At 38.3% G+C, this 19,066-nt stretch carries 15 protein-coding genes and 1 other RNA gene; 9 read left to right on the top strand and 7 right to left on the bottom strand.

Annotated features, from left to right (window positions below):
- Positions 1 to 59: 59 nt before the first annotated feature.
- Positions 60 to 758: a 7-cyano-7-deazaguanine synthase QueC gene (queC, locus tag JEP36_RS04610; RefSeq protein ID WP_198619360.1), complete on the bottom strand. Its 699-nt coding sequence runs from the start codon at positions 756 to 758 to the stop codon at positions 60 to 62.
- Positions 759 to 916: 158 nt separating this feature from the next.
- On the opposite strand from queC, the gene JEP36_RS04605 reads away from it, so the two are divergent.
- From JEP36_RS04605 to amtB, 5 genes are all read left to right on the top strand, one after another.
- Entirely contained in the window at positions 917 to 1,378 is a 462-nt protein-coding gene (locus JEP36_RS04605) for an Lrp/AsnC family transcriptional regulator (RefSeq protein WP_036911686.1), read from the top strand.
- A gap of 56 nt (positions 1,379 to 1,434) precedes the next feature.
- A complete protein-coding gene (locus tag JEP36_RS04600; RefSeq protein WP_198629914.1) occupies positions 1,435 to 3,180 on the top strand; it encodes a SmdA family multidrug ABC transporter permease/ATP-binding protein in 1,746 nt (581 codons plus the stop codon).
- Complete coding sequence (locus JEP36_RS04595) at positions 3,167 to 4,954, top strand: SmdB family multidrug efflux ABC transporter permease/ATP-binding protein (protein WP_269812699.1); 1,788 nt, start codon at positions 3,167 to 3,169, stop codon at positions 4,952 to 4,954. Before JEP36_RS04600 ends, JEP36_RS04595 begins: the two co-directional genes overlap by 14 nt.
- A gap of 243 nt (positions 4,955 to 5,197) precedes the next feature.
- The gene (gene glnK, locus JEP36_RS04590) at positions 5,198 to 5,536 is read left to right on the top strand and encodes a P-II family nitrogen regulator (RefSeq protein ID WP_198626021.1); all 339 of its coding nucleotides are present in this window, start codon (positions 5,198 to 5,200) and stop codon (positions 5,534 to 5,536) included.
- 12 nt (positions 5,537 to 5,548) lie between these two features.
- Entirely contained in the window at positions 5,549 to 6,841 is a 1,293-nt protein-coding gene (gene amtB, locus JEP36_RS04585; protein WP_198619364.1) for an ammonium transporter AmtB, read from the top strand.
- 42 nt (positions 6,842 to 6,883) lie between these two features.
- On the opposite strand, the gene tesB is transcribed toward amtB, so the two are convergent.
- Positions 6,884 to 7,759, bottom strand: a complete 876-nt coding sequence (gene tesB / locus JEP36_RS04580) for an acyl-CoA thioesterase II (protein ID WP_100159258.1) — start codon at positions 7,757 to 7,759, stop codon at positions 6,884 to 6,886.
- Between the two features lie 322 nt (positions 7,760 to 8,081).
- Here tesB and ffs point away from each other — a divergent pair.
- Positions 8,082 to 8,178: signal recognition particle sRNA small type (gene ffs, locus JEP36_RS04575), an RNA gene on the top strand.
- Between the two features lie 391 nt (positions 8,179 to 8,569).
- Here ffs and JEP36_RS04570 read toward each other — a convergent pair.
- The 4 genes from JEP36_RS04570 to JEP36_RS04555 all read right to left on the bottom strand — a co-directional run bounded on the left by JEP36_RS04570 (position 8,570) and on the right by JEP36_RS04555 (position 14,195).
- Positions 8,570 to 8,773 carry an HHA domain-containing protein gene (locus JEP36_RS04570; protein ID WP_006535062.1) on the bottom strand — a complete coding sequence of 68 codons (204 nt, stop codon included), beginning with the start codon at positions 8,771 to 8,773 and terminating at the stop codon, positions 8,570 to 8,572.
- Between the two features lie 45 nt (positions 8,774 to 8,818).
- The gene (gene tomB / locus JEP36_RS04565; RefSeq protein ID WP_198619365.1) at positions 8,819 to 9,181 is read right to left on the bottom strand and encodes an Hha toxicity modulator TomB; all 363 of its coding nucleotides are present in this window, start codon (positions 9,179 to 9,181) and stop codon (positions 8,819 to 8,821) included.
- A 656-nt stretch (positions 9,182 to 9,837) separates the two neighbouring features.
- On the bottom strand, positions 9,838 to 12,987 hold the full coding sequence (locus tag JEP36_RS04560) for an efflux RND transporter permease subunit (protein WP_198619366.1): 3,150 nt from the start codon (positions 12,985 to 12,987) through the stop codon (positions 9,838 to 9,840).
- 14 nt (positions 12,988 to 13,001) lie between these two features.
- The gene (locus JEP36_RS04555) at positions 13,002 to 14,195 is read right to left on the bottom strand and encodes an efflux RND transporter periplasmic adaptor subunit (protein ID WP_109371677.1); all 1,194 of its coding nucleotides are present in this window, start codon (positions 14,193 to 14,195) and stop codon (positions 13,002 to 13,004) included.
- A 124-nt stretch (positions 14,196 to 14,319) separates the two neighbouring features.
- Between JEP36_RS04555 and acrR the strand changes: the two genes are divergently transcribed.
- The 3 genes from acrR (at position 14,320) to mscK (ending at position 18,895) form a co-directional block, all read left to right on the top strand.
- Complete coding sequence (gene acrR / locus JEP36_RS04550) at positions 14,320 to 14,964, top strand: multidrug efflux transporter transcriptional repressor AcrR (RefSeq protein ID WP_109371675.1); 645 nt, start codon at positions 14,320 to 14,322, stop codon at positions 14,962 to 14,964.
- Between the two features lie 28 nt (positions 14,965 to 14,992).
- Complete coding sequence (locus JEP36_RS04545) at positions 14,993 to 15,346, top strand: DsrE/DsrF/TusD sulfur relay family protein (protein ID WP_072069368.1); 354 nt, start codon at positions 14,993 to 14,995, stop codon at positions 15,344 to 15,346.
- Between the two features lie 126 nt (positions 15,347 to 15,472).
- Positions 15,473 to 18,895: a mechanosensitive channel MscK gene (gene mscK / locus JEP36_RS04540; RefSeq protein ID WP_198629913.1), complete on the top strand. Its 3,423-nt coding sequence runs from the start codon at positions 15,473 to 15,475 to the stop codon at positions 18,893 to 18,895.
- Here mscK and rsmS read toward each other — a convergent pair whose 3' ends face one another.
- Positions 18,896 to 19,060 carry a pleiotropic regulatory protein RsmS gene (gene rsmS, locus JEP36_RS04535; protein ID WP_198619369.1) on the bottom strand — a complete coding sequence of 55 codons (165 nt, stop codon included), beginning with the start codon at positions 19,058 to 19,060 and terminating at the stop codon, positions 18,896 to 18,898.
- Positions 19,061 to 19,066: the final 6 nt, after the last annotated feature.

Raw genomic sequence — 19,066 nt, 5'->3', positions numbered from 1 at the left:
ACTGCATAAGTGAATAGAATGGCAGGCAGCAGTGATAATTAATAAGGTAATTCCAATGATTATTTAAGACCCACTTTCTGTTTCATTGTCTGCATAATTGGTGTTTTATCGGCTAAGTAGGTGTTTAATCCGCGTTGTCTTAAATGACAAGCTGCGCATTCACCACAGCCATCCCCCTGAATACCGTTATAGCAAGTTAAAGTTTCATGACGAACGAAATCTAACTTTTTATAGTAATCAGCGAGAGCCCACGTTTCGGCTTTATCTAGCCACATTAATGGCGTGATAAATTGAATATCACGAGCAATACCTAAGCTGACAGCATGATTCAGAGCTTTTACAAATTCATCACGACAATCAGGGTAACCAGAAAAATCTGTCTCACAAACACCAGTGATGACACTCTCTGCACCAATTTGATAAGCGTAAATTGCAGCCAAAGTGAGGAAAAGGATATTTCTACCTGGTACGAAGGTACTAGGAATATCACTTTCTTCACTTTCTTTGAAATCAGGAACAGGAATATTGTCTCGAGTTAAGCTACTGATGGCGAGTTCGTTGAGTAAACTTACATCTAAAACTTTATGAGCGGTTGCACCTAGTAATTGACTAACTTTTTGTGCTACCTCAATTTCTTCTTTATGGCGTTGCCCATAATTAAATGTAATGCAATGTACTTCATCGTACTCTTCCAACGCTTGAATAAGGCAGGTTGTCGAATCTTGTCCACCACTAAAGACAACGACCGTTTTTTTCATCAGAATACTCCTGAATATTGAATTTCTATAAGGATTAGTACGCATAAAAGTACATATATTATGGCAATTTATTACCGATTTATCATTAGATGATTACTCTTATAGTAAGGGGCAGGTTATCATTATTTTTTGTAGGGGCATATTTTGAAGGAGTATCTATGTTAGATAAGATTGACCGTAAACTATTAGCGCTGTTACAGGAAGATTCAAGCCTCTCACTGAATACTTTGGCTGAGGCTGTTAACCTAACCTCAACACCTTGCTGGAAACGATTGAAAAGACTAGAGGATGAAGGGTATATTCGTAAGCGCGTTGCGCTGCTTGATAGTGAAAAAATCGGGCTAGGTCTAACAGTTATTGTTATGATTAGAACACAGCAACATAATAGCGAATGGTACGAACAGTTTGTTTCATTTGTTAAGCAAATGCCAGAAGTACTGACATTCTATCGAATGGCGGGTGAGTGTGATTATCTAATGCATGTTGAAGTAGTAGACATGAAAAGTTACGACCTATTTTATAAGCGTATGGTTAATGGCGTACCGGGTCTTATTGATGTGACTTCTAACTTCGCAATGGAAAAAATTAAATACACAACGGCAATGCCGATACCTGAATAAGGTTCATCTTTACCAACTGGCACTTTTATTTTTTGTATAACCTTAGGATTTAAGGCGTGGCTCTATTTTCACAGCTCAGTTGGTATTTTCTCAGTGAATGGCGTCGTTATGTAGGTGCCATTTTCTTATTGATGGTTATCGCAGTATTACAGGTGATCCCTCCAAAGATTGTTGGGATCATTGTGGATGGTGTCGATAACCATAGTCTGACGTTTAGCCAAGTGATCAACTGGATTGGCGTGATGGTATTAATTGCCCTCGCGGTTTATCTTTTACGTTATTTTTGGCGTCTTTGGTTATTTGGTGCATCTTATCAATTAGCAATAAAACTTCGGATGCAAATTTATCAACAACTTAATCAACAATCTTCTTCATTTTATCATCGTTATCGCACAGGCGATTTAATTGCACGTACCACCAATGATGTTGATAAAGTGGTTTTTGCTGCGGGTGAAGGTGTACTGACCTTAGTGGACTCTATGGTTATGGGGCTTGCTGTGCTTGTCATGATGAGTATTCAGTTAAGTTGGGAACTGACGCTGATTTCATTATTACCTATGCCAATCATGGCAATTTTGATTAAGCGATATGGCGATAAATTACATAGTCGCTTTAAAACCGCACAGGCACTTTTCTCTTCACTTAATAATCAAGCACAAGAAAGCTTGAGTAGTATTCGTATGATCAAATCATTCGGACTAGAGCAACAGCATGCCTCCCGTTTTGATGATGTGGCAAAAGAAACTGGACGACAAAATATGCGCGTTGCAAGAATTGATGCGCTATTTGATCCTACTATTTTTATGGCTATTGGTTTTGCTAATTTACTCGCTGTTGCTGGTGGCAGCTATTTTGTTATTAATGGCAGAATGACATTGGGTGAATTAACCAGCTTTGTGATGTATTTGGGGCAAATGATCTGGCCAATGCTGGCTTTAGCATGGATGTTCAATATTGTTGAGCGTGGCAGCGCTGCTTATAGTCGAATTAATAGTTTATTGGATGAAAAACTCGATATGGTTGATGGTGAATTATCACCAAAGCAAGGTCGAGGAGTCTTATCTGTTAATATCAAACGTTTCCAATATCCCGAACAAACGACACAAACACTGAAAAACATTCATTTCACATTATCACCGGGTGAAATGCTAGGTATTTGTGGTGTGACAGGAAGTGGTAAAAGTACATTACTTAGTGCCATTCAACGACTTTACGATGTCACTGAAGGTGAAATTTGTTTTCAATCAGTTCCTATTTATCAATTGAAACTAGATGAATGGCGAGCACGATTGGCTGTTGTTAATCAAACCCCCTTCTTATTTTCAGACACCATCGCGGGAAATATTGCCTTAGGTCGTCCTGATGCGACAAAAGAAGAAATAGAGTCTGTTGCGAAATTGGCAAATATTCACGAGGATATTTTACGCTTACCTGAAGGGTATCAAACACAGGTAGGTGAAAAAGGTGTGATGTTATCTGGTGGACAAAAACAGCGTATTTCTATTGCCCGAGCACTATTATTGGATGCCGAAATTTTATTATTAGATGACGCATTATCTGCTGTTGATGGACAAACTGAATATCAAATCCTACAAAATTTGTCACAATGGCGAAAAGATAGAACATTAATTATCAGCGCTCATCGCTTATCTGCATTAGTTGGTGCTACGAATATCTTAGTCTTAAAACAAGGTGAGATTATAGAGCAAGGTACACATCAGCAATTAATTTCAATACCAGGTTGGTATCAAGATATGTACCATTATCAGCAATTAGAGGCCGCGCTGGATGACGATGAATAAAAATAAATCCGTTAAAGCGCTATTGCCTACATTAAAGCGTCTTTTGACTTATGGTAAAACCTACCGAAAATCAATGGCATGGGGTGTCATTATGTTGTGGATAGCCGCCGTTGCAGAAGTGGGGGGGCCATTAATTGTTGGCTATTTTATTGATGCAAAAGTTGCCACGAATAATGTGGAATTAATGTCATCATTAGGTCTAGCATTGGCTTTTATTCTTTTGCAGGTGATCGCCGCTACACTTCACTATTATCAGGCCATTGTGTTTAATCATGCCGCTGTTGGGGTTGTACAACAATTACGTACTGATGTAATGAGTGCGGCTCTAAAACAGCCATTAAGTGCTTTTGATAATCAGCCTGTGGGGCAGTTAATTTCTCGTGTAACAAATGATACAGAGACGATTAAAGATTTGTTCGTGAACGTTTTGCCGACATTATTCCGAGCAATTGCTTTAGTGGTTGTAATGCTGATAGCTATGTTTTTATTAGAATGGCAAATGGCGCTTGTTGCAATGATGATATTTCCTGCGGTGATAGGTGTGATGATGCTTTATCAGCGACTAAGCACGCCAATAGTTCGCAATGTGCGCCACTTTTTAGCCAATATAAATGATGGTTTCCACGAAGTTATCAATGGCATGTCAGTTATTCAGCAATTTAGGCAGCAAGCTCGATTTGGTGAAAGAATGTCAGATGACAGTTGGCAACATTACCAAGCACGTATGAAAGCGTTAAAACTGGATGGTCTGTTATTACGTCCTTTATTAAGTATGCTCTCTGCGTTGGTTCTGTGTGGCTTATTAATGTTGTTTGGGTATCAGGGCAGTGCAGTTATTGGTGTTGGGGTTATTTATGCGTTTATTAGTTATTTAGGTCGATTAAATGAACCCTTGATCACATTGACATCTCAGCAATCGATTTTGCAACAGGCGGTAGTCTCTGGTGAGCGTGTTTTTGAACTGATGGATGCGCCTTTACAGCACTACGGTTCATCATCACATTCCATCACTCAAGGTAATATCGATGTTAACTCTCTTTGGTTTGCGTATCGTGATGAGCAATGGGTATTAAAAGATATCAATTTAACTATTCCTGCTCGTCATTTTGTCGCATTCGTTGGGCATACAGGGAGTGGCAAAAGCACTCTAGCAAGTTTATTAATGGGAAATTACCCTTGGCAAAAAGGAAATATCCATTTAGATGGGCAACCTTTAGAGGACTATTCTCATACTGCATTACGCAGTGGTATTGCAATGGTGCAGCAAGATCCCGTTTTATTATCAGGTTCACTGCATGACAACATTACGTTAGGGCGTGAATGTGATGAGTCACATTTATGGCAGGTATTAGAAACAGTTCAACTTGATCAATGGGCTAAAGCCTTACCTGAAGGACTACAAACAGAACTCGGTGAGCAAGGTAGCCGCTTATCCGCTGGACAAAAACAATTACTTGCATTGGCGCGTGTATTATTAATACCTCCTCGTATTCTTATTTTGGACGAGGCAACAGCAAATATTGATTCAGGAACAGAACAAGCCATACAGAAGGCGTTAAAAGTAGTTAGGGAAAAAACAACACTGATTGTTATTGCTCATCGACTTTCCACTATTATTGAAGCCAATGAGATTGTGGTGCTTCATCGTGGTGCAATTGTTGAACAGGGTGATCATGCTAAGTTACTTTCACAAAAAGGTCGATATTATAATATGTATCAATTACAGCAAGTCAGAGAGTCTTTACAAGAACAAGAACCTGTTGAAGTAGAATAATAACCTTAAATAAAAAATATAATTTTAGAGGGCACATCATCTTTATGTATGTGTCTTTTTTTATTTCCTCATTATCTCGCTTTTATCAAAATAGCAGCCGTATTTTTGCACCAACTCGGTGAGTTTTTTCATTTTAACTATTTCAATAATTAAATTTCTATTTAAATATCAATTGATTAAATAATGGCATGCCTTTTGCTTTTCTATATTTGCTTGGTTCTTTCAAATATCGACGAGGTTTATATGAAATATATCATCGCCATTATTAAGCCATTTAAATTAGAAGAGGTAAGAGAGTCGCTTTCTGAGTTAGGTATAAAGGGAATGACAATCAGTGAAGTAAAAGGTTATGGACGACAAAAAGGGCATGCAGAGCTTTATAGAGGCGCAGAATACGAAGTTAATTTTCTCCCCAAAGTAAAAATAGAACTCGCTATTTGCGATGAGCAACTTGAGTCAGTTATGCAAGTGATTATGCAAGCGACTGATACAGGGAAGGTAGGAGATGGAAAAATTTTTGTTTTGGAATTATTGCAGGCAGTCCGTATTCGTACTGGCGAGTCTGGTGATGAAGCACTTTAAAGGAGATATTCGATGAAACGCTTACTTTCTTTGTTATTAATGTTAGTGCTTACACACTTTTCTTCATCTGTATTTGCGACTGAAACAGTGATTGTTGATAAAGCTGATAATGGTTTTATGTTGATATGTACTGCTTTGGTCTTTTTTATGACTATACCTGGTATTGCTCTGTTCTATGGCGGCTTATTAAGAGGGAAAAACGTACTTTCTTTGATCACGCAAGTGATGATGATCTTCAGTGTTGTAGTTATTCTTTGGGTTATATTTGGCTACAGTCTGGCATTTACCGCAGGTAATAAAATTTGGGGTGGGTGGTCACTTACTTTTTTGAATAACGTATCACTAGATTCACTCTCTGGTTCAATTAATCAGTATGTACATATTGCTTTTCAAGGATCTTTTGCTGTTATCACTGTTGCATTGATTGTTGGTGCATTAGGTGAGCGAGTCCGTTTTTCCGCACTGCTTATTTTCACGGTTATTTGGTTTACGTTTTCTTATATCCCTATTGCGCATATGGTATGGGGAGAAGGTGGTTGGTTAATCGATGATGGTGCATTAGATTTTGCAGGGGGAACTGTCGTGCATATTAATGCGGCTATTGCGGCTCTTGTTGGTGCTTACTTACTTGGTAAGCGACGTGATAGTCAGCATACAGCGCTTAAACCTCATAATTTACCAATGGTCTTCACAGGCACCGCGGTACTCTATATTGGTTGGTTTGGTTTTAATGCAGGCTCTGCTGGTAGTGCAAATGCGATTGCGGCTTTAGCATTTCTAAATACAGTAATTGCAACCGCAGGCGCTGTACTTTCTTGGACGGCATCAGAATGGATCACCAGAGGAAAACCTTCCATGCTAGGGAGTTGTTCTGGTTGTATTGCTGGATTAGTGGCGATTACACCTGCTGCTGGCACGGTCGGAGTGATGGGGGCTTTATTTATCGGTGTAATGGGGGGCATTATCGGGCTTTGGGGCGTTGTTGTTTTAAAGCGCTGGCTAAAAGCGGATGATGTTTGTGATGTTTTCGGTATCCACGGTACTTGTGGTATTGCAGGTTGCTTATTAACCGGGGTGTTTACGGCTTCATTCTTAGGTGGAGTGGGATATAGCGATGGTATGACACTCAGTAAACAAGTTTTAATTCAATTAATGAGTGTTGTGATCACCGTGATTTGGTCTGGTGTTGTCGCTTATATAAGTTTTAAAATCGCTGATAAGCTGGTGGGTTTACGTGTTTCAGAAGAGGAAGAGCATGATGGATTAGATTTAACAACTCATGGTGAAAGAGCTTATCAACAATAATTGTCTATTCCCCCTCGTTTGAGGGGGGAATATGCCAAGATATTATTTTGAATGTTTAGTACGTTTTTGGCGAATAACCCCTTCTTGAACAGAAGACGCTACTAGTTGACCATTTGTATTAAAGAATTTACCTCTCACAAATCCTCTACCGCCTGATGCTGAAGGGCTTTCAATTACATAAAGTAACCAATCATCTACACGGAATGGGCGATGAAACCACATAGAATGGTCAATCGTAGCGACCTGCAGACTTGTATCCATAAAACCTAAGCCATAAGGTTGGAGAGCGGTTGGTAAAAAATCAAAATCAGAAACATAACCAAGCAAGTATTGATGCAAGAAAGGATCTGATGGCATTTCACCACGACTACGATACCAAACATAGCGTTCAGCAGGCGCTTTAGAGTAGCCAAAAGGGCTAAAATATTGCACTGGACGCGCTTCAAAAGGTGTTTCTCGTAGTGCTAAAGATTTAATCGGCTCGGGTAATTTGGGTGCTAATTTCTTTAAAATCTCATGTTGTGAGATAAGTTCATTTGGAAAAGGAACATCAGGCATTATATCTTGATGTTCAAAACCTTCTTCAAATTCTTGAAAAGAAACGGTCATATAAAAAATAGGTTTGCCATGCTGAATAGCGCTGACTCTACGAGTACTAAATGAACCGCCATCACGGATAAATTCCACATCATAAACAATAGGCTTATGGCTATCACCAGGACGTAAAAAGTAGCTATGAAATGAGTTGATATAGCGGTTATCTGCAATAGTCTGTTTTGCAGCGTATAGTGCTTGTCCTACAACTTGCCCACCAAAAACTTGAGGTAATCCTAGATCTTCGCTTTGACCTCTAAATAGACCTTCTTCTATTTTTTCAAGTGCCATCAAATTGATGAGATCTTTCAATGCTTGACTCATAGTGTACCTGTATCATTAGATCTGGTTATTTTTTATAAAGTTGATTATATACAATCCTAAGAAGATAAAAAATAATCTCCCTTTTTATCTTAGATAGCAATTTAATGATAAATAAACAGAGTTGATGAGATTATGGTTTACCCACTTATTGAATACTCTCTGATGAATTTATGGGAGGCAAAAAGAGCGTTAAAGGCAATTGAATAATCAGCGAGTGTAGATTTGGGTAATTAATCATCACTTAGGCTCACTTTCCTTGCTATTTGGATCAGTTTAAAACATAATGCGTGACGTCTTAGCAATAAGACAATCTATGGGGTCTTGTTGGTTCTCCCGCAACGCTAACTTGTTAACTCGGTCAGGTCCGGAAGGAAGCAGCCATGGCAGGTGTCGTGTGTGCCGGGATGTCGCTGGCAAGGCCCCACCCAATTTTTAGCCTTTCATAATATCTAATCTTTCATAATTATTATCTTCTAAGATTGTTATTTCCCCTTATATTTTTACTCTCCATACGTGTTTTTTGAGCGCTGTTTTCTTTGGGTTTAAGAGTCAATATTATTGAATAGAAAATAGTATGCTTAATGTATCAATTTATTATTGGAAAATTTACGGTCGTATTTATAAATGAAAGGAATATTTGAGTAAAGCAGTGCAGTCATGCCGTAATAAGTCAACGGCATGATGGTGTGTAATCATTCTACTGATAAGAAAACGTGAATAAAACGATATCTAAATTAAGAACTAATAACCCTACTACTATAAAAAATAAAAATAGCAAAAATAAAACTAAGGCAATTAAATAGAATTAGATTATCTTACAAATTTCCAAACAGACGCTGGAATTTTATCATATAGCTTATTCATTGTGAGTTCTGCTAAACGGTGGTCTGCTGCTGAATAAAACAGCTCCAGTTCATCATCAGAGAGTTCATATTTGTTTTTTTCAATCACACGTTCTAATGTTTCGATTGAAGTACATTTTCTTAAACGCATTAGATAGTCTGTCTTAGTCATGTTGTCTTTTCTCTATTATTAAAATAAAACTATAGATAATTAAAATTACTTAATATAACTTTTTGGGTTTTTGGCAATGAGAGCTAAAAGTGACTGGTTTAACTCTTTCCAATTATTGATATCTGAGTAAGAAATTGATGTATTACCAAATAAACGATAAGTCTCTTCAAGGTACTCTTCTATAAGCGTATTAATTACATGTTTATCTGGGTGTTTAATCTTAAATTTCCAACTAAAGTCCATAATGTGTTCAATTAGAACATTAAGGTCAACGCTTTTTGTGCTACTCAGATCGTTGTGCCAAATTGTGCTTCCTTTATCTAATGAGCCTAAAGCTTGCTGTAATAGCTCTTCGCACAAAAACGACAATTCGGCTAAATCTACTTTTTCTGGTGAATATTCGTCCATAACATATCGTAATTGAATTAATAGAAAATATTCATTAATAATGATAAATACTTAAAGTTGAACTTATTAACGGGATACATCACATAATTCATTAATGGATTAATAAAAAACATAAACTTGAAAATGAGTGTTTATATTTACTCGTATGCTAAAAGAGTTTAATAATTATATTTATTATTTCTAACAAAGTAATAGCATATCGAAAGACAACACTAAACACTCAATTGCACACGAATGAGTTTAAAACTTATACAATAAGTATTTCTTTGCTTAATATAGCACTATTATTGCATAAGTCACTATCTGAACAACAGAATTTTGTCTATTTTCGTAAAAATCAAGAAACCCCGATTAAAGAGCATTTCTCTTAACTTGGTGATTTTATTTGTTTTTATTATATTTTAAATGTTTAAGCGTGTAAATGAGGCATAATTATCGTTGTTATTTATAAATAACAGAACTGCTTAATTTTGACAAAAAGTCATATATAAGAAAAAAAATAAAATGAATTTATTGATTAAAGAGATATTTTCTAAAAATAATATAATGAGATAAGTTTTCATTTAAAACAGTGTATCAATAGATATTGCATCAATAGATAAAGAAAAAGGTCGCTTTCGCGACCTTTTTGGCATTACTACTCAAATTCATTCAAATTAGTGTGAATGATTTGGATGCTCTAAATCTTCATTTTTCTTCGCAAATCGTCTACGGATCACGACGAAGAAAATAGGAACAAAGTAGATAGCAAGAGAGGTTGCGGCAATCATACCACCGAATACACCTGTACCTACTGAGTTCTGAGCACCAGAACCTGCACCGTTACTTAATACTAGAGGAATAACCCCTAACATAAAGGCAAGTGAAGTCATTAGAATTGGACGTAGACGCATTCTAACAGAGTCTAACGTTGCTTCTATGAGTCCTTTACCTTCTTTCTCCATCAAGTCTTTGGCGAATTCAACAATCAAGATTGCGTTTTTCGCCGATAACCCAATGGTTGTTAAGAGCCCAACCTTAAAGTAAACGTCGTTTTCAAGGCCTCTTATTGATGTTAATGCAAGAGCACCAATAACACCCAGTGGAACGACTAACATAACGGAGAATGGTACTGACCAGCTCTCATAAAGAGCAGCAAGACAAAGGAATACAACTATCAAGGAAATGGTATACAGCGCAGGCGCTTGGTTACCAGATAAACGTTCTTGATATGACATTCCTGTCCATTCATAACCGATACCGCTTGGTAGTTTACTTGCGAGATCTTCCATCATAAGCATTGCATCACCACTACTTTGGCCTGGTGTTGCACTACCTTGAATTTGAACTGCTGGTAAACCGTTATAACGCTCTAAACGAGGAGAGCCGTATAACCAAGGATCTTTACTTGTGTCAATGAACGATGAGAATGGAACCATCTGACCGACATTGTTACGAACATAAAGATTACCGATATCTTGTGGCAACATACGGTATTGTGATTCAGCTTGAACGTAAACTTTCTTAACACGACCACGGTCGATAAAGTCGTTTACATAGCTACCACCAAACATCGTACCTAATGTTGAATAGATATCACTGATTGCAACACCTTGAGCTTGTGCTTTTTCTAGGTCGATATACAGACGATACTGTGAAGTATCTTCCTGACCATTAGGACGCACACCCGTTAACATTTGAGGCTGTTGCGCTGCCATTCCTAGTAATTGATTTCGAGCTTCCATGAGTTTTTCGTGACCGAGGTTAGCTTTATCCACTAACTCGAATTCGAAACCACCCGCAGAGCCTAACTCAACAATCGCTGGAATGTTAAATGAGTAAACAAAGGCTTCCTTAATTTGGGATAATGCCTTATTGGCACGTCCTACAATTGCGGGAACTTTGTCTTCATCTGCTTTTCGTTCATCCCAATCATTCAATACAACGAAGACCAGACCCATATTTTGGCCTTGACCACCGAAGCCGAAGCCACTTACGGTAAAGACCGATTTAACGAGTTCTTTCTCATCAGTATTGAAGTAGTCGTTTACTCTTTCTAGTACGTCTTGTGTTTGTTCTTGTGTTGAACCCGCAGGCAACTGAACCATTGTCAGTAATACACCTTGGTCTTCTTCAGGTAAGAACGATGCTGGTAAGCGAATAAACATTAACGCCATACCTGCGACTAATAAAACGTAAATTAGTAAGTAACGACCTGTACCACGAAGAGTGCGGGATACACTGTCAGTATAGTGGTGGCTACTCTTTTCAAAGGTACGGTTAAACCAACCAAAGAAACCTGTTTGCACACCGTGACTGCCTTTCGGTACAGGTTTTAACATCGTTGCACAAAGTGCTGGTGTTAAAATCAACGCAACGAAAACAGACAGAACCATTGCTGATACGATGGTGATAGAGAACTGGCGATAGATTGCACCTGTTGAACCACCAAAGAATGCCATTGGAATAAATACCGCAGAAAGTACTAGGGCGATACCGACCAGCGCACTTTGGATTTGTCCCATGGATTTACGTGTTGCTTCTTTAGGCGATAAGCCTTCTTCTTGCATAACACGTTCGACGTTTTCTACCACAACGATGGCATCATCCACCAGAAGCCCGATGGCAAGTACCATCGCGAACATCGTTAAGGTATTTATCGAATAACCAAACGCCGAAAGTATGGCGAAGGTTCCTAACAATACAACGGGTACTGCAATTGTTGGGATTAACGTAGCACGGAAGTTCTGTAAGAACAGATACATTACTACGAATACCAGCATAATTGCTTCAATCAGCGTTTTTACCACTTCGAAAATAGAGATCTTAACGAATGGCGTTGTATCGTAAGGATAAACAACTTCTAATCCCGCAGGGAAGAATGGCTCCATTTCAGCCAATGCTGCACGTACCGCGGTTGCTGTATCTAATGCGTTAGCACCTGTTGCTAATTTAATACCAATACCAGAAGCGGGTAGGCCATTAAAGCGAGCAATAGTGCTGTAGCTTTCAGCACCCATTTCAACTATACCAAGATCTTTTAGCTTAACCTGTGAACCGTCGGTGTTAACCTTCATCAGGATATCGCCAAATTGCTCTGCGGTATTGAGTCGAGTTTGAGCAATAATAGATACGTTTAAACGCTGGCCAGGAACGGGAGGTGTACCCCCTAATTGACCTGCGGCCACTTGGTTATTCTGTGCTCTAATCGCACCGATAACATCAAGTGTGGTCATGTTGTATTTCACCAGTTTATCTGGGTCTAACCAAATACGCATCGCGTATTGAGTACCAAATAACTGGGTTTCACCCACGCCGGTTACACGGCTTAATGGGTCTTTAATCGTTGCACCCACATAGTCTGCGATATCATCTTGTGACATTGAGCCGTCATTTGAGATGAAACCCGCAACCATCAAGAATGAACTTGAGGATTTATCAACACTAATCCCTTGTTGTTGCACTTCCTGAGGTAATAACGGCATGGCAAGTTGCAGTTTATTCTGCACCTGTACTTGCGCGATATCAGGATCAGTACCTGCTTCAAAGGTCAGAGTGATATTCATCATACCAGCTGAGTCACTGGTCGCAGACATATACACCATGTTATCGATACCATTCATATTCTGTTCGATAACTTGGGTAACAGTATTCTGCACAGTGGTGGCGTCAGCACCAGGATAAACCGCAGAGATAGAAATCGCTGGCGGTGCAATCGTTGGATACTGGGCAACAGGCAGTTTGATGAGTGCCAGAAGACCTGCGAGCATGGTAATTATCGCAATTACCCACGCAAATATCGGTCTATCTATAAAAAACTTAGGCATGGATCACCGACTCCTTATTGAGGATTCTTAGCTGGCTCAGTTTGTTCAGGTGATGGCTTCGCATCTAAATTCTCTTCTTGAGCCGTTACTGTCATTTTTGGTTTTGCTTTTTGCAATCCAGAAACGATAACGCGCTCACCAGCCTGAACACCACTATTAACGAGCCATTTATTACCAACAGCTTGTGACACTTCAATGGTACGAACTTCAACAACATTGTCTTTATTTACAACCATTGTTGTCGCTTCACCACGCGCTGTACGAATAACGGCTTGTTGTGGGATCAAAACTGCATTTTGACGAATACCATTCTCTAACTTAGTACGAACAAACATACCTGGTAGTAATTCCCCATTCGGGTTAGGTACGATAGCGCGCATTGTAATTGAGCCTGTTGTTTCATCAACAGTCACATCAGAAAATTCTAAATGCCCTTTCTGTGCGTAAGCTTGCCCATTCGTCAGTGTTAAATGAACAACAGGTTTACCTTGTTCTTGACGAATAATGCCGCTTTCAATTTCATTTTTTAATTTCAGATAATCTTCGCTCGATTGTGTCACATCGACATAAATCGGATCGATTTGCTGAATTGTTGTCAGTGCAACTTGTTGACCTTGGGCGACTAAAGCGCCTTCAGTTACGGTTGATTTGCCTGAACGACCTGAAATTGGTGATGTTACTTTGGTGTATTCAAGATTGATTTTTGCGCTTGTCACTGCTGCTTCTGCTGCTTTAACTGCGGCAGCCGCTTGTGCATATTGTGATGTTGCGGCATCAAAATCTTGTTTACTGACGTAATTTGTACCTAGTAGCGGTTTATAACGCTCTACAGTGAGGCGAGCAATTTCAGCATTTGCTTTCGCTTTTGATAATTCAGCTTGCGCACTATTTAACGTTGCTTCAAAAAGAGCTGGGTCGATTTGATACAGTGATGTACCTGCTTCTACATAGCTACCTTCTGTATAGTTACGCTTTAAAATAATGCCGCTAACTTGAGGGCGAACCTCAGCAATACGGAAGGCTGATGTACGACCTGGTAAATCAGTAGTGATTGTCAGAGCTTGCGCTCCTAACGTCACAACACCTACAGCGGGTGCAGGAGGTGGACCTCCAGCAGACTGTTTAGCTTTGTCGTCACATCCAGCAAGAACCAAGCTGCCTGATAGCACTAACAGAGCCAGAGGCAAAACCCCTCTGTTTTTTCGCATAAGAAAACCTCTATTCAAACGTTGTTTCCCGGGATAAAAATAATTAAGTTGATGATTGATTGCGATGTATAGTACAAACATACATGAATGTATGTAAATTAACTTCAGTCAAAATCGAGGATTAATGGCACGAAAAACTAAACGGCAGGCACAAGAAACAAAACAGCAGATTATTGATGCTGCACTTAGGCTGTTTACTGTGCAAGGCGTTTCTGCCACATCACTTTCAGATATTGCAGCCGCGGCAGGTGTTACCCGTGGCGCAATATATTGGCACTTTAAAAATAAAGTGGATTTATTTACTGAAGCGTGCGAACTCACCGACTTAAAAATAGAATCTTTAGAAATAGAGTATCAATCAAAATACCCAGATGATCCACTATTTGTATTAAGAGAATTGCTTATTTACATATTGACATCAATTGTCGAAGATCCCAAACATAATGCACTTTTAGAAATATATTTCCATAAATGCGAATTTGTCGGTGAAATGACACCAATTGTTGAAATTCGCAGAGAATTGTGTGCAGCGGATCACTCTAGAATAGAACAGTCTTTATCTCGTTGTATTGAAAAAAAACAGCTTCCTACGGACCTTAATTTAAGAAGAGCCGCCATTATGTTAAGAGCCATGATGACAGGTCTTGCCGAAAATTGGTTATTTTCACCAGAAAGTTTTTCTATCAAAGATGAAAGTCAATATTTGGTTGATAGCTTTATTGATATGATAAAGCACAGTGCAAATATGAGAATATCTGCGACCTCTTAATTTATTTTTAAACAAAAGGAAGACATTCATGAGTAAGGTGTTAGTTATTGCTAATGGTGCAGCTTATGGCAATGAATCATTATTTAACGCACTGCGTTTATCGATTACATTAAAAGAACAGCATCCAGAAACTCAATTAAATATTTTTTTAATGTCTGATGCTGTGACTGGGGCTTTAGCTCGTCAACAACCTAAAGAAGGCTACAACTTACAGCAAATGCTGGAAATTTTAACAGCGCAAAATGTGCCTGTTAAGTTATGTAAAACCTGTACAGACACCCGTGGTATCAGTGATTTACCACTTGTTGATGGTGCAGAATTAGGAACTTTAGTTGATTTAGCGCAGTGGACACTAGATGCCGATAAAATCCTGACTTTCTGATCACTATTTCGTTTTCTCAGGCGAGAAACATCCCAAGCAACTTGTTCTGTTTACACTGCCAATTTAAAGCAATTGGATTATACTAAGAGACAGTTTTTCAATATTAATTGAACAAGTTGCTTAACCATGTGTACAAAAACTCTTTTTTCTCAATTTAATAGTCAAATAAAGACGGTTATTACAGCCTCGATTATTGTCTTTATTCTTTGGAGCCTTTCCATTACCGCTGTTTTAGCCGCGGTATCGAGTAATTTACCGACTCAAGAAAGCATTCAAAACCAGCTTAATTTATTAAATAAGCGCAGTGAGTTAAGTGCAGAAGATAAATTAACTATTGCTGATCTCGAGCAATCGCTTTTATTACTTGATGATATTCAACAATTAGAAAAAAAATCGACAAGCTACAATAAAACAGTCGATCAATTACCAGAAAAATTGCGTAGTACTCAATATCAACTCGATCAATTAAAACAAAAAGTCGCTAATAAAGAAGCTGACGATTATAAAAAATCATTAGAGGCTTTACCGCTTGCAACATTAGAATCTCAACTTGAAACGGTATTACAGTCATTACAAAAATCTCAAGATGATTTAGCCAACTACAGTAATGAGCTTATTGTATTACAAACACAACCTGAAAGGGCGCAATCTGTTTTATTTAGCAATTCAGAAAGACTGCAACAAATAAGAACCTTGTTGAATAAAAGCAGTGCTGATAAAGCACAAATGCGTACTTCGGCAGTGCAACTGTTGCAATTAGAACAATATTATCTTCAACAACAAAATAATTTTCAAAAGCGAACTCTCCAATCAAATGTGCAACTGCAAAGCTTATTGCAACTACAGCGAGATTATAGTTCTGCTTATATCGACCTTTCACAAGAGCATGCTCAATTACTTCAGGATGCTATCAATGATAAACGCTTAGATAGCTCAGAGGAAACTGCCAAAGAAGCTCAAAGTACAGGGCTTGAGAATCAGATCATTAATAATGATCCATTTTATTTGGCACAAACAGAAATCAATAAACAGCTTAGCGATAAGTTGATTGTTACCACGCAAAATAATAATGATTTAAATCGCCATAGCTTACTAGTCAAGAATCGCTTAGATAGAGCTATTCAATCTGAACGTAATTTAAAAGAACAAATTGATGTGCTTAAAGGCAGTTTATTACTGTCACGTATTCTGTTTGAAGAGCAAGTTGATTTACCCGATGGTATATTTATTAATAATCTGCCTGATAAAATTGCCGATCTGCGATTAGAACAATTTGAAATAAACAAGCAACGTGATCAAATCATTCAACCTAATATTTATATTGATCAGTTGATGAAAGAGTATCAATCAACACATCCTGAAACCGCTGATGCTAATGCGCAAAAAGAGTTACGCAATGCTTTGGAACTATTAGTTGATGCTCGTAGAGAACTGCTCGATAAACTGAATAACCAATTAGGTAATCAAATTTCGGGTTCGATTAATCTCCAAATGGATCAGCAACAATTACGCAGTGTGGTAAGTTCACTCGAAAACACATTGGCTCAGCAAATTTTCTGGGTAAGCAGTAATAAGCCGATTAACCTTAATTGGTTTGCAGTATTTCCGACTCAAGCGGTTGCCGAATTTCAAGGTTTTAAACTTAACTGGTCAAATGAAAATCTGTTGATCGGGGCTAAGAAATCACTTCCTGTACTTATTGCACTTATTTCGTTCAGTTTGTTGATTATTTGGCAACGTAAAAAGCTAGATATGCAATTTGAAAAACTGAATGCGGATATTAATAAGCTTAATAAAGACTCACAACTGCATACGCCATTAGCATTAGGGATTGTATTTATAAAAACATTACCCCTTTCTTGTATTGTATTAGCAATAGGGTATTGGCTAATTAATAGCTTTAATGTTCAGCAAGAATTTATTTGGTCTTTTGCATGGCAATTTGCGGTATTTTGGCTGATGTTTGAATGGTCTTATCGCTTAATGTCTGACAATGGTGTTGCAGTAAAACATTTTAAAATTCCTCTCGAACGCGTTCAGCAAAATCGTAAACGTTTATTACGATTATCACTGCCAATGTTGCCAATTATTCTGCTTTCAGCTTATGGCATTAATAATCCATTGCTGTTGGTGGGGGATGTTATTGGGCAATTGGTTGCGATTATTTCATTATTTGGTATTAGTTTATGTGCGTTGCCATTTTGCCGTGAAATGTGGCAAGAAAAGGGCAATCATGTTGTTAGAACGGTCGTCATTACCTTATTAACGTTTTCCCCCCTTATTTTAATGGGATTGGTTATTTTTGGTTATTACTACACCGCATTGCGTTTAGCAAATCGTTGGATTGATAGCTTATATCTACTCATGCTGTGGTTTATTGCTTATCACGCCAGTTTGCGCGGCTTAACTGTTGCGGCTCGACGCCTTGCCTATCGTCGTGCACTTGAGCGTCGACAAGCAATGCTTAAAGAGAAAAAAGAAGGCGAAGATAACACTCTTGAACCTATTCAAGAACCACCAATGGATATGGATCAAATCAATCAACAATCATTAAGACTGACAACGATGATCTTATTTATCATCTTTGCGTCTAGTTTCTATGGTATTTGGTCTGATTTTATTACGGTCTTTACCTATTTAGATGGAATAACGCTCTGGAGTTACACTTTGCCGACAGAGCTTGGTAATGTCGTTAAAGCGGTTACTGTTGCCGACCTATTATTGTCTGTTTCTATTATGGCAATTTCTTGGTTTATGACCCGAAATTTACCAGGTTTATTAGAGGTATTAATTTTATCTCGTATAAAATTGCAACAAGGTGCTTCTTACGCGATCACAACCATTTTGACCTACATTATTATTGCTATCGGAACCATCGTATCACTGGGAATATTAGGTGTAGCATGGGAAAAACTGCAATGGTTAGCCGCAGCTTTAACGGTTGGTTTAGGGTTCGGTTTACAAGAAATATTTGCAAACTTTGTGTCTGGCTTAATTATTTTGTTCGAAAGACCCGTCAGAATTGGTGATACGGTTACTATTGGTACTTATTCTGGTACGGTTAGCCGAATTCGTATTAGAGCAACGACAGTGACTGACTTTGATCGCAAAGAAGTGATTATTCCAAATAAAGCGTTTGTAACTGAACGGCTTATTAACTGGACATTATCTGATACGGTGACACGTATTATTATTCAAGTGGGTGTTGCTTATGGATCTGACCTCGATAAGGTCAAAGAGATCTTAATGAAGGCCGCTAAAGAGAATGCTAGAGTGATGACTGAACCAGAACCTGTGGTGCTATTTACTGAATTTGGGGCAAGCACCCTGAATCATGATTTGCGTTTTTATGTCAGAACATTAGGTGACAGAAATATTGCAATAGATGAAGTTAACCGCGCTATTGATAAGCTGTGTAATGAAAATAATATCAATATTGCGTTTAACCAACTTGATGTCTATTTGCATAATAAACAAGGTGATGAAGTACAAGAGATAAAGCGTCCTCTTGATGGCTCAACACCCGAAGCCAATACGCCTTTTGCTTAATTAAAGGGATGAATGAGTAGATTGTGCCGCTAATTTTTTTTCATAATCTTGGCGCACAATCTCGAGGGCTTCTAGTGCTGTTTTAGGATCAATATGGTGGCTTTCAAGTAAATAGATAAGATCGACTGCCAATTGAACAGACTCTGGTGCGTCTTTTAAACTCATTATCAC

Origin of the sequence: Proteus sp. PR00208, from assembly GCF_016238545.1 — a bacterium.
Classification (GTDB): Bacteria; Pseudomonadota; Gammaproteobacteria; order Enterobacterales; family Enterobacteriaceae; genus Proteus.
Note: the sequence above shows the minus strand (reverse complement) of the source record. Positions and strands in the feature narration are given on the sequence as shown.